Source organism: Chitinophaga sp. H8 (assembly GCF_040567655.1).
Taxonomy (GTDB): Bacteria; Bacteroidota; Bacteroidia; order Chitinophagales; family Chitinophagaceae; genus Chitinophaga; species Chitinophaga defluvii.
Genome location: NZ_JBEXAC010000001.1, coordinates 16,705 through 29,311 on the forward strand (window position 1 = coordinate 16,705; position 12,607 = coordinate 29,311).

The following is a 12,607-nucleotide window of genomic DNA, read 5'->3' on the forward strand; positions in this document are numbered from 1 at the left end:
AGCTAAATGCTATAAAAAACCGGGATGCTTTATCCCGGTTTTTGGTTTGAATATTTATTTAAAAGCAGTGTTTTAATCTACTGCTGTAATAAAGGCATTAAATTTCCTGATGTAATCTTCCTGTATTTTTTTATCCGTTCCATTGAAGAAGTTGACCGCAAAATCTCTTTTGAGCTTGCGTTTGCCGGTGCCTGCCAGCTCCAGCGGACGTGCATGTACTACCCCTATCAGTTTGTTCTGATGAAATACCAGTACCAGTCTGTATAAGGGGGAAATATCTTCTATGCCGCTTTCATAGTTAAAATACTGCACAAAGGGTGTGAATTGTTTATCCTCTTCCAATTTAAAATTCTTAATAAAAGGCTTAATATCGTTTATACTATTCCCGTTATGCTGTTTCAGGTACAGGGGAAGTGCATTTTCGATGATAGTACCGGTTCTGATATTGTTTATCCGGGTAAAGCCATTGATGGTAGCCCACATGCGTTTACCATTAGTAGCGGGGAATATCTTTATATCCTGGAGTATTTCGCCCACCAGTATGCCTTCCATTTTTATTTTGCGTCCTTTTTTCAGAATAGGGCGTTGGTATTCCTGTTGGGTGATATCTATATCTATGGATACAGGGTACCAGCCATTGCTGGCAGGAGCACAGTTTACCCGTACATAATCATTGAGTGAAAAGATCACATCTCCGTCAATGGTATTCCTGATGTTGGCTGGACCACTGATCCTTTCGCCCACTACCGGGGATGCTGGTGCCGGGGGAGGCGTTGTTTTTTTCTTTTGAGTGGTAGTATTGTCTGTTGGTTTATTTTTTTTGCCTGGTTTATTGTTTTGCTCGCAGGCAATTAATAATAACATGCTGCAAAGCAGGTACAGTAATTGTTTCATGGTTCTTCCAATGGTTAATGTCCGGGCACAAGGTATTGATTAAATTACAAACAGTGTGGTACTGTGCGCAGCAGATAATATATTGTAAATAAAAGTGGGTAACAGTAATAGTTATAGTTTGGCCTCTTCTGTTCCTTCTTCTTCTTCCCAGTCACCCTCTTCTTCTTCCCAATCTTCTTCTTCTTCTTGCAACAAACTTTCATCAGAGCCGGGTTCTATATTTTTTTCCCGCCAGAACGCAACGATTTCTGCTGCTTTTGCTGCTACAGGAGCAAATGACTCGATGGTTTGGCCTTCAAAGAAAACAGTAACGTCCAGTTCTGCTTTCATTTTATTGAAACAGGTTTCCAGCAGGGCCAGTTTATCGGGGGCATTCCTTAAAGCACTGTAAGAAAGCCGGGCAGCATCAAAGGGGCCGCTATGGTGGAATACTTCTTCATCGCGTATCATAGGAAACAGCCATACGATGACATCATCACCACCTTCTTCGTCATTCAGTATGCCAAAGAAGTCGTCCAGTTGTTCAAATCCCAGCGGAGCCAGTTGTTCAAACGCCCTGTTTTTTGGAGGGAATTTGGGGTGTTCTTCCCCTACAATTAAAAAAAGGTCGCCAAACCTGGGTTTCTCCTTAGTGAATCTGAAATCAATTAAAATGTCATTTTCCATGTGATGGTAGTTTCTACTTTAACTGCTCTAATTTAAGCACTAAATCGGAAAAGAAAGCGACTTTATCATAATTCAAATAAAAACGCCACGGGTATGAACCGCAGCGTTTTTATCAATTTTATAATCCGGTACTGCATCGGGAAGCAACTGAAGCGTTGCTGTTCCGGGCAGTAGTTTGCTTTCTTACATGAAGTGGTAGCGTACAAAGGCTTCCATAGCCGCATACTGCTGTAATCCCAGTTTGTCGTACAGGGAAGCGGTATTGGCATTCCGGTCTTCTGCACGTTGCCAGAACTCGCGCAGATCGGTTCCCTGGAAGGGTACCACATCTTTCTGGCTCTGGTGAATGAAGATCCCCAGGCGTTTTTGCAATACCTGGTCAGGGCTCATGGGCACTGCCATTTCAATTTCGTGGATTTCCCACTCCTGCCATGCACCTTTATACAGCCAAACCCAGCAATCCTTCATCCACGCTTCGTGTTTCAGCCGGTCTATTGCAGCGAAGATCACATCCAGGCATACTTTGTGGGTACCATGTGGATCGGCGAGGTCGCCGGCGCAGAAGATCTGCTGAGGTTTCAGCTTTTGGAGCAGGTCTACCGTCAGTTGAATATCTTCTTCTCCCATTGGTTTCTTTTCCACCAGGCCGGTTTCATAGAAAGGCAGGTTCTGGAAGTGTGCATTTTCATCTTTGATACCTACGTAACGGCAGGTAGCCTTTGCCTCACAACGGCGGATGAGGCCCTTGATAGCACGTATTTCAGGTGTATCTTTCTGGCTTGGTTTTTTAATATTGATGAAAGCGCGGGCATCTTCCAATATCTGGGAGCTTTTGCTGCGGTCAATATCAAACATCCCTTCAAAACCTACAGCAAAGTCAATGAAACGCAGCAGGAACTCATCGGTAACAGCAATGTTGCCGGAGGTCTGGTAAGCTACATGTACATCATGGCCTTGTTCGTGCAGGCGGATAAAAGTACCCCCCATGGAAATGATATCATCATCCGGGTGTGGGGAGAAGATCAGGGCGCGCTTGCTGGCAGGCTCTGAACGTTCCGGGTGGTTAGGCAGCGGTGCACCAGGCTTACCACCAGGCCAGCCGGTGATCGTATCGCGGATACCGTTAAATTCTTCAATATTCAGTTCATAAGCAGAACCATATTGAACGATCAGGTCGTTGAGTCCGTTTTCGTTGTAATCTCTATCAGTAAGCGTCAGGATAGGCTTATTCAGTTTCAGAGCCAGTCCTGTTACCGCTTTGCGGATCAGTTTAGGTGTCCATTCGCAATCACCGGTGAGCCAGGGCTCATTGAAGCGGGTCAGCTCCTGGGAAGCCTGCTCATCTATTACAAACTTGCAGTTAGGATGCTGCTGGAGCAAAGATGCAGGTACCTGATCAGTGCTGTGTCCTTCTACGGAACGGCGTACAATCTTCGCTTTATGCGATCCCCAGGCCATCAGTATTACGCTTTTGGCTTTGAAAATGCTGCTGATACCCATGGTGATAGCCAAACGGGGTACCTGGCTCATGTTGGGGAACTCGTAGGCATTGGCCAAACGGGTAGAGTTGTCCAGGGTTACGAGGCGGGTGTGGGAATTAATGTTGGCACCTGGCTCATTAAAGCCAATATGGCCGTTATTGCCAATGCCAAGTATCTGCAAATCCATACCACCAGCTGCTTCTATGCGCTTTTCGTAGTCTTCGCAATACTGTTTAATCTTTTCTTTAGGTACAGTACCATCTGGAATATGGTAATTGCCTTCCGGGATGTCAATATGGTTAAACAGCTGTTCTTTCATGAACCTGTTGTAACTCTGTAATGCATCCGGTTCAATGGGATAGTATTCATCCAGGTTAAAAGTAACCACATTCTTAAAGCTCAATCCTTCTTCCTTATGTAAGCGAACCAGCTCGGCATAAAGGTATTTGGGAGTGGAGCCGGTAGCCATGCCTAAAACACAATTTTGTTTAGCGGCTTGTTTTTCTCTGATGAGTGTAGCAATTTCCTGTGCAACTGCCTTGGAACCCTCTTTGGCAGAGGGATGTATTTCCACAGCGATCTGCTCAAAACTGTCAATCAGTTCGATTTCCTGGTGATTAAGCGTCATTGTAAGCGTTTTTTATTAGATGCGATTTAAAAACGAGCCGGAAAATTAAAGAAAATACAGCTATCCTGTATATAATTTTATATGGTTTTGAAATTTTTAACGCTTTTTATGAAGCCAGGCCGCATAAACAGATGAAATTAAAAAACAGCATGGGACCAGCCTTTTCAGACCAGTCCCATCCTTTTCAGGCATTTTAGCCCCGGATGAGATCATCCGGTATGCTATTGTGCTTATGTACCTAATACTGCCTGCAGTTTTTTATCCATAGCGGCATCATCTTCCCCACCTCCGCCATAACGGCCTATTATCATGCCCTGAGGGTCAATGAGTATCTTGGTGGGCAGGGAATGAATACCAAATTTGTCACTGATATCTTCCGGATTGGGCTCATTACGTTGTCTTTTTTCCATATTCAGGCCACGTAAGATGTGTTTCCAGATACCGATGCCATCCTGTGCAACTGCCTTTTTCCAGTCGGCCGGGCGGCTGTCATCATCCGAGATACCTATAATTTCAAGTCCTTTATCCTTGTATTGTGCATACAATGATTTCAGGTGTGGGTTGCCTTTACGGCAGGGGCCGCACCAGCTGGCCCAGAAATCAACCAGTACATATTTCCCTTTGAAGTCATTTAAGCTCAGCGGCTGTCCGTTAATGTCAGTACTACTGAAAACAAAAGCGGGGCTACCGGGAGAGCCACTGCGTAAGCCATCCAGTTCTTTCCGGATTTCCTTGCCGTAGCCACTTTGCTGCAGGGTCGCCGGCATCTTGCTATAGTAGGCTTCTCCTTCCTGTAAAGGCATACCGCTGATACGGAAGCGTAACAGGTAGGCTGTCACATAAGATCCTGGATGTTGGGTGATGAAATCCTTATCCAGCACTTCCATTTTTTCATAGAATGGTTCCATGTCCTCCTTTACCTTGTCCAGTTGGTCCAGCATACCTGCCAGCGTAGCGCTGTCCTTTTTGGCTTTGCGGGCGGCAATGTACGCCAGGTTGAGTTTGTTGTAATGGTCCGACAGGGGAGCCAGCTGATCAGTAACAGGTTTTCTGGCAGCATTCAGTATTTCAAAATCATCCTGTGCTTTGGAGCCCTTCATGGTGGCCGCCTTCAGGTTTCCCTTTTTGAGGGAGGCTGTCAGGGTGCCAGGTTCCAGAAAAAAGCTGGCTGCATCGTCATCGATAGACATGGGGCCAGGCCTGCTCAGGAACATATTAGCCATAGAAGGGCCATCAATATTACCTTTGAAGGTAAACCTGCCTTGGAGCAGGCGGGCGCTATCCATTTTATAATTATCTCCTCCGGGAGAATAAGACAGGTAAACATATCCGGTTTGTTTGCCATCCACCTTACCGGTAAGCGTGAAAGGCTGTGCCTGTACGGAGGCTTGCAGCAGGCCGGCGGCGGCTATCAGAGCAAGTGTTTTCATGATACTATCTATATATGGATGAAAGATTAGTTAAGTACTTCTGCCAGTTTTTTATGCAGGGCTTCTCCTCTCAGGTCCTTGGCAATGATGATACCTTCCGGATTTACGAGGAAAGAAGAAGGAATGGCCTGAATGCCGTATTGGGAGGCTACTTCATTCCGGAAGCCTTTCAGATCTGACAGCTGTATCCAGGGCATACCATCTTCTTTAATAGCCTGGTTCCATTTTTCTGCATTATCATCCAGGGATACACCTACAACAGTAAAGTTCTTATCCTTGTAAGCATTGTACGCCTTCAGCACATTAGGATTTTCTCCTCTGCAGGGACCACACCAGCTGGCCCAGAAGTCGAGCAGTACATATTTTCCTTTAAAGTCAGATAATTTAACCGGCTTGCCATTTACATCTGCCTGGGTGAAATCGATCATAGGCTGCCCGATAGCGCTTTTCTTCAGTATGGCCAGTCTGGCTGCTAGCCGCTGACCGGTAGCTGTTTGCTGGGCAGCAGGATCCAGTTTTTGATACAGGCTGTCCAGTTCCTTATAATCGCCCATTACTGCCATATCGGAGAGCATAGACAAACTTACCGGGCTTTTAGGATGGGTAGTGATATAGTTCATGGTTTTACCTCTGCGTTGCTTACGAAGTTCAGCCGCTTTGGCTTCTAATGCTGCCATGGCAGTATCATTATCTTTTATCTTATCGTAATTTTCATACAGCTGCTCTTCCTGGTCGGTAATGTTTTTGATGGAAGCCTGATAAGCAACCATTTCATCGTGACTGGCAGAGCCGGTCACTTTCAGGTTACTCAGCGAGTCGGCATGCCCACTCATATGGATATCCGCATTTTCCAGGAAAAAGTCTACATACCTGTTGGAAAACATCAGGTAGGCTTTTATGGGTTCTGTTACCTTCCCGGTCCAGGTAAATTTGCCATCCTTGATATGGATGGTATCTGTTTTGGCAGAGTCTGCCACGGGGGTAGACAGGTATACCACGGTGTCTTTCAATCCGGTAATGTCGGCCGTAATAGTGGCGTTATCGTTTTTAACAGGTCCGCAGGCATATACCGCGGTAGCCATCAGGCAGGCGACTATTTTGTTGGTGTGGTTCATCATAATTGTTGGTTTATTGAATAGTAATCAATTATTGTTTCGGAAAAAGATCGCCATAAAGGTTGATCAGACGGATGTCCATCCAGGACCCACGCATATTACGGGTTACCAGCTTTCCCTGCGGATCAAATAACAGGCAGGAGGGGATCCCTCTTATCCGGTAGGTTTTAGCGAGCTCGCTGTCAAATGCTTTCAGATCTGATAGTTGTGGCCATTCCAGTTTTTCTTCTCCGATAGCTTTTTCCCAGTTAGCCTTCTCATCATCCATAGAAATACCTACAATATCAAATCCTTTTTCATGATAGAGCTGGTATACTTCTTTAAGATGTGGAATGTCTGCACGGCAGGGACCACACCAGGAAGCCCAGAATTCAAACAACACATATTTTCCTTTACCGATATAGTCTTTTAACTGGTGTTGTTTGCCATCCGGATCAGTCAGCGTAAAATTGATTACATCGGAACCTACAGCTGTTTGTTTATTGAGGGCTGCTTTTTCCAGAAAATGATTCGTCAGCAATCCCTTTTGAGCTACTCCGGCAAAGTGTTGGGTAAGCTGGTCAATCTCTGCAGTCGTGATATTGCTTTGCCCTGCCGTCTGTAAAGCAATATATGCCAGTACTTCGGAAACAGGATTGTTGAGCACAAACTGCATCATATATTCCTTGCGTTTATCATCTGAGATGTCCATCTTTTTGCAAACTTCCATGCCTATCTCCTTGGGACCTTTTGCTTTATCTTTTCCAGGATTCAGGTAGGCGACGTAATCTTTGAAGAGGCTGTTTTTTTCATCATCAAATACACTTTTCTGCTGATAGTAACGGAGGAATAAATCATTGCTCCGGGAGCCATCTACCTTTGCCGCCAGGGAGGTACCACCACCCTGGTACAGGTCTATACCCTTTTTAAGACTGTCGTATACGGCAGTGACTTTGATCGTTGAATTTTCAATAAACAGGTTGATGAGGCGGTCCATCCAGATTCTTTCTGTTTCTTCTTCATTTTTAAATACCAGTGAATAAAAGCGTGGAGATGCGGTATGCCCTTTGAACTCAAATGTGCCATTATGAATAATGGTACTATCAAGAGGTTTTTTGCCAGGTATATCCGCATACTGCAGATATACTTTCTTTCCTTCTACATTACCGGTTATTTTCCCTTTGATATGAAAGGAATCCGGTGCATGAAAAGATAGTAGTGCAGTAGCTCCCAGAATAATCGCAAAGGATGTTTTTATCATATTAAAAGCGGTTTATCAGTTATTGGGTATATCGAATACTACTTTAGGATCTGTAGGGTTGATGGTTAAAGCGGTACCGTTATTATCTGCCGCAGTTCTTACCAATGGCAGCCCGTTGCGGAAATAATCAAAACTGTTGTGCCCTTCAAAGGCCAGTTCTATCCTTCTTTCTTTCAGCACTGCTGTTAAAACAGCGCCGGCAGCCAGGTTGTCGATATCTGCAGCAGGTAATCCGGCACGGGTATGGATGGCTTTCAGGTCGGCTTTGGCCAGCGCGGTATTGCCCAGCTTGGCATTAGCTTCTGCCCGGTTCAGGTACAGTTCTGCCAGCCGGAAATAAATGTAAGGTGCCCGGGTCAGCCAGGCTTCATTTAATACCAGGTATTTAGTGGTTTCTACAAAATTGGAGCCGGTATTCAGCTTGAAAAAAGTACTTCTGATATCCCCCGGAACAAGCAAACTTTTCAAATCGGAAGAAGGAAGGAAAGTAGCCCCTACTCCATAGTCTGCATCGAAATGATAGAACTGCCCGATAGAGCTGCCCCTGCTAGAGTTATCATAGGCAAAAATGAATTCCTTGTTGGAAGTGGCGTTTGCAGACCGGCCAATGTCGCCGAACTGATCATCGGCAAACATATCGTTGTAACTATTGCCCTGCAGTAGGATATATTTTCCATTGGACTGATCAATCACACTGTCGGCGTAAGTAACGGCCAGTTTATTATTAGCTGCATCAGGGCTGGCAACAGTGCCCCCCATATAGAGGTAAACACGTGACAATAATGACCAGGCTGCTGCCGTACTGCCAAAGGAATTGGTTTTGGTAACCGGCGCTTTCATCAGTTGTGCAGCCATTTTCAGATCGCTGATGATAAAGTCATACACCTGTTTTACAGTAGCTCTTTCCGGAATATCCTTTATATCACTGGTGGCTTTGATCGCCACGGCCAGGCTTTGATCCGGCGTTTGATAATAGGGCTTACCATATACCCTTACCATATTGAAATACATCAGCGCTCTAATAAAATGGTTTTCCCCTTTGGCATACAGGAATTTGTTTTTATCAGCGTCTGACAATGCAGCAAAACCATCTGTTTCCATTTTGGCAATGCCTTCCAGGGTAGTGTTCACGCTTACGATGATCTGGTAAGATTGCCGGTAAAAATCTGCACTATTACCCTGCGTAACGCCCGGGCTGTTCCGGAAAAAGAAAGCATCTGTAGTTTTACTTACCGGCCCCCAGTTCTGAAGTGTTACGTTATTGCCCCTGCTTTCTCCAAAATCATGCATAGGTACATCATAGTCGTTAAATCCACTACCCTGCATCAGGACATAGTTGCCGATGGTAGTTTCTTCTATCCCCGCCAGTGAGGACAGTTCTCCTTCCTTATCAATTTTGGTTAGCGGACGTACACTGTCAATTTGTTTATTGCAGGCAGTAGCCAGTATGCCGGTAAGTAGTATTATCTGAATTGCGTATTTCATCTTTTTAAAATTAGAGGACAGAAAATGTTAGAAACCCAGTTGCAGGCCAAATACATATCGGCGCGGAATGCCAATACCGGAACCCACAGACGTGCCAAAATTTTGCGCATCTCCCACTGATGGTCCTTCAGGATCAGTTGCAATAATGTTTTTGGAATAAAGGGTGTATAAATTATCCCCGCTGATATAAAAATTAGCTCGTGAGATGTTCAGCTTTTTCAGCAATGCTTTAGGCAGGTCGTAGCCCAGGCGTACATTACGCAGACGGGCATGACTGCCATCATGCATATACTTGCTGGATCCAAAATAATCTGTGGTAGCATGTGTATAAAGTTCTGGTTCTGTAGCATCCGTTTGTCCGGGTGTAGTCCACATTTTCTGGTGCTTGCGGTAAGCGATCTGGTTATAGCCGGTGATGTTATTTCCTTGCATCTGCGCTGCCAGATCATCGTTGATCACATATCCATAGGCATAGGTGATCAGTATACTCAGGGAGAAACTTTTGTAAGTAAAAGTATTGTTGATACCACCATAGAATTTAGGTTGGAAAGTGCCGATATACTGGAACTGCCGTGGATCTGCTGATGCTCCTACTTCATCTACGGTATTCACATAAGTAACACCTGTTTTTTGTCCTTTATCGTCGAAGATCAGCTTTTCAAACCGGGGCTTTCCGTTTTCAGGATCTACACCTGCATATTTTACTGCCTTTAATGAATTGATATCATCTCCCGGAAACAGATAAAAGCTGTTGGCATTGTAGAAGCCCTGTCTTAAGGAATCATTGGCTACGCTCAGGATCTTGTTTTTATTAAAGCTGATATTAAAAGAGGTATTCCATTGAAAGTTCTTTCCGGTGATATTATCGGAGTTGATCAGGACTTCAATCCCTCTGTTCTGTACATTCGCTACATTTTGCCACTGTGTAGCAAAGCCGGTGATGGATGGCAGTGTTACTTTCTGCAGCAGGTCTTCAGAGCGGCGGCTGTAATAATCTACACTGGCGGTCACCCGGTTAAACAAACCAAAGTCTATACCGGCACTGAATGTTTTGGTAACCTCCCATTTCAGGTCCGGATTTGCCAGTACGGAAATAATAGCAGCACCTTGTCCGCTATAAGTATAGCTTGGGTCATACAGGGTACGGGTCAGGAAGTTGTCGCCCAGTTGGGAACCACTGGTGCCATAGTTAGTGCGTAGCTTCAGGTTGCTCAGGAACTTCAGGTCTTTGGCAAAATGTTCGTTACTGATGATCCAGGCGCCACCTACAGAGTAGAAGGTACCATACCGTTTGTCGGAACCAAAGCTGCTGGATGCATCCGTTCTCAGGGAAGCACTTACACTGTATCTGTCATCATAAGTATACCCGGCTTCTCCAAATGCAGAAAAGGAGGCCCGGTCTTCTTTACCGCCTTCTATATTGCCTTGTTTGGTAGTAGGAATGCCATAGATAGTATAGTCGTACCGGTTACCTACCATCCGGCCCAGTGATATTACGGGATAACCTGCTCTTACATTATTCACATTTACCAGCATATTTTCAATGCGGGTACGGCCGTATTCTGTTGCTACCAGCGCACGGATGGAGTGGACTCCCAGTGATTTACGGAAATTAAGCTGGTTGGATGTCAGGAAGTTATTCAGGTAATTGGTAGAAGTACCCAAAAATCCTTTAGAGGAAGTAGCGGTACCGGAACCGGCATAACTTCTCACATCAATGTACCGTTCATCTTTGGTATAGTTCAGATTGGCAGAGTTGGTACTGGAAAAACTGAGCCAGTCGGTCAGTTTGTAATCCAGCTTAATGGAACCGGTAAAACGTTGCGCTTTGGTATGAATGTAGTTATACTGGTTCTCAAAAATGGGATTTGCACTTTTCTGGGTTCTGCCATTCATTTTATATTCCAGAACAGATTTGGGAGAACCATCTGCATTATATGGATTTACCCAGGGGATCATGCTGTAGAGAAAAGTACCGGTATTGGAATTTTCTCTTTTTCCGCTATCAAAGATGCCATTGAGTGAAATGTTGGTGGTCAGCCTTTTGGTTAGTTTATTTTCCAGGTTGACCCGGAAGGTCGTACGCTGCAAGCCATTGTTTACACCGGTGGATTGTTCATCATAATAAGTACCTCCTATATAATAGCGGGTATTTTCCGTACCACCACGTGCGGAAAGGTTTACTTCTTTAGTATTACTGTTAATAAAGCCATATTTCTGCCAGTCAAAACCGTTCTGTACATCTGCCAGAGCAGGCAGACGGTTGTCCAGGTAGGCTTGTAAAGTAGGGTATTGCGGAGACAGACTGCCATTATTGACCTGGTAATCTTCTGTAAAGTATCTTTTTTGCAGATCATACAATTCAGGCCCATTTAAAAAACGAACGGCACCACGGTTAGGTTGGTTCAATCCGTATTTCATTTCGGCCATTATCTGCGGCTGGCCGGCCACTCCTTTTTTTGTATTCACCACAATTACACCTGCAGCCGCCCGGGAACCATAGATAGCGGTAGCTGCCGCATCTTTCAGGATAGTGATATCTTCAATATCCTGGGGATTTACCAGCTCTTTCAGGTTCTGATTAGGCATGATCACACCATCCAGCACCAGCAGTGGACCATAGTTTTGTGTAGGCATTACAAATTCATTCACCTGGTCCACACCAACACCTACGATGCTGCTCTGGCCTCTTACAAATATTTGTCCGCCCTTGCTGGTAGGATCGCCTGCACCTTGTTCAGAAATATATAAACCGGTAGCCCTGCCTTTCAGGAGGGATACCACATCGGAAGTAGTAATACCTTTTCTGAGCTGGTCGCCACCAATTTTTTGTACTGCTCCTGTCAGTTCCCCCGTTTTCTTGATGGAGTACCCGGTGATCACAGTTTCGCCCAGTTTGGAAAGTGCCGGAGCAAGCAGGATAATCAGGTTGCCCCGTTTGCCGCTTACGCTTACCAGCTTGTGCTCGTATCCTACGAAAGAAACATCCAGCACTACATTGCTGTCGTCTGTGTCCAGTTCAAATACACCCTGACGGTCAGTAACCGTAGCTTTATTCGTTCCTTTAATCACTACAGTAGCCCCGAACATTGGTTCTCCGGTGCTGGCATCTCTTACAATACCGGTGATCTTTTGTGCAGGAGCGATAGCGGCATCGGATGGAAAGTACTGGTTACTTTCTTTGGTCAGTACAATCGTCTTCTTCAGGATCTTCCATTTCAGGTGATGACCTTTAAGACAGAGCTGTAATGCCTGTTCCAGGGAAGCATCCCTGATGGTAATGTTTACCATAGCACCTGCAGGTAAGGTACCTTCATCATACCAGAACTGGTACCCACTTTGCCGCTCTATTTCATTCAGCACCTTTTCCAGGGGCGCTTTGGTTTCAGTAATAGAAATCCTTTGTGCAGATACTTTTGCACTTACATGTAATGCTCCGAACAGGAGGGTGATAATTAACAACTTCACTGTAATCAAAATTTTGGTTGATGGACGTAATCCGCCCGATCCCTTTTGGCAAAAGGTAGTTGAGATCATAAATACTGATTGGTTGATGATTTAATAAATGTTATCGCTGAAGCTGGAAATTTGTGGTGGGAAATTCCGGCTACTTCATTAACTGATAGCTGCTTTAAAATTGTACATAAGCGTTTTTTGATTTAATGAAT

8 protein-coding genes are annotated in these 12,607 nt (G+C 44.9%); all 8 read right to left on the reverse strand.

Annotation, left to right across the window (positions count from 1 at the left end):
• Positions 1–72: 72 nt before the first annotated feature.
• The 8 genes from ABR189_RS00085 to ABR189_RS00120 all read right to left on the reverse strand — a co-directional run bounded on the left by ABR189_RS00085 (position 73) and on the right by ABR189_RS00120 (position 12,407).
• On the reverse strand, positions 73–894 hold the full coding sequence (locus tag ABR189_RS00085) for a hypothetical protein (RefSeq protein ID WP_354658387.1): 822 nt from the start codon (positions 892–894) through the stop codon (positions 73–75).
• Between the two features lie 111 nt (positions 895–1,005).
• Positions 1,006–1,560: a hypothetical protein gene (locus ABR189_RS00090; RefSeq protein ID WP_354658388.1), complete on the reverse strand. Its 555-nt coding sequence runs from the start codon at positions 1,558–1,560 to the stop codon at positions 1,006–1,008.
• A 183-nt stretch (positions 1,561–1,743) separates the two neighbouring features.
• Positions 1,744–3,669 (reverse strand): glucosamine-6-phosphate deaminase, encoded by a 1,926-nt coding sequence (nagB, locus tag ABR189_RS00095; RefSeq protein WP_354658389.1) that lies wholly within the window; start codon positions 3,667–3,669, stop codon positions 1,744–1,746.
• Positions 3,670–3,899: 230 nt separating this feature from the next.
• On the reverse strand, positions 3,900–5,099 hold the full coding sequence (locus ABR189_RS00100) for a DUF4369 domain-containing protein (protein ID WP_354658390.1): 1,200 nt from the start codon (positions 5,097–5,099) through the stop codon (positions 3,900–3,902).
• A 26-nt stretch (positions 5,100–5,125) separates the two neighbouring features.
• Entirely contained in the window at positions 5,126–6,217 is a 1,092-nt protein-coding gene (locus tag ABR189_RS00105; RefSeq protein ID WP_354658391.1) for a redoxin domain-containing protein, read from the reverse strand.
• 28 nt (positions 6,218–6,245) lie between these two features.
• Positions 6,246–7,454: a redoxin domain-containing protein gene (locus ABR189_RS00110; RefSeq protein ID WP_354658392.1), complete on the reverse strand. Its 1,209-nt coding sequence runs from the start codon at positions 7,452–7,454 to the stop codon at positions 6,246–6,248.
• Between the two features lie 15 nt (positions 7,455–7,469).
• Positions 7,470–8,939, reverse strand: coding sequence for a RagB/SusD family nutrient uptake outer membrane protein (locus ABR189_RS00115; RefSeq protein ID WP_354658393.1), 1,470 nt, complete (start codon positions 8,937–8,939; stop codon positions 7,470–7,472).
• A gap of 27 nt (positions 8,940–8,966) precedes the next feature.
• On the reverse strand, positions 8,967–12,407 hold the full coding sequence (locus ABR189_RS00120; protein ID WP_354658394.1) for a SusC/RagA family TonB-linked outer membrane protein: 3,441 nt from the start codon (positions 12,405–12,407) through the stop codon (positions 8,967–8,969).
• Positions 12,408–12,607 lie beyond the last annotated feature (200 nt).

What these genes read in the sequence shown, in the direction of transcription:
- ABR189_RS00085 (WP_354658387.1), bottom strand. Translation starts at nt 894, where the DNA reads ATGAAACAATTACTGTACCTGCTTTGCAGCATGTTATTATTAATTGCC.
- ABR189_RS00090 (WP_354658388.1), bottom strand. Translation starts at nt 1,560, where the DNA reads ATGGAAAATGACATTTTAATTGATTTCAGATTCACTAAGGAGAAACCC.
- nagB (WP_354658389.1), bottom strand. Translation starts at nt 3,669, where the DNA reads ATGACGCTTAATCACCAGGAAATCGAACTGATTGACAGTTTTGAGCAG.
- ABR189_RS00100 (WP_354658390.1), bottom strand. Translation starts at nt 5,099, where the DNA reads ATGAAAACACTTGCTCTGATAGCCGCCGCCGGCCTGCTGCAAGCCTCC.
- ABR189_RS00105 (WP_354658391.1), bottom strand. Translation starts at nt 6,217, where the DNA reads ATGATGAACCACACCAACAAAATAGTCGCCTGCCTGATGGCTACCGCG.
- ABR189_RS00110 (WP_354658392.1), bottom strand. Translation starts at nt 7,454, where the DNA reads ATGATAAAAACATCCTTTGCGATTATTCTGGGAGCTACTGCACTACTA.
- ABR189_RS00115 (WP_354658393.1), bottom strand. Translation starts at nt 8,939, where the DNA reads ATGAAATACGCAATTCAGATAATACTACTTACCGGCATACTGGCTACT.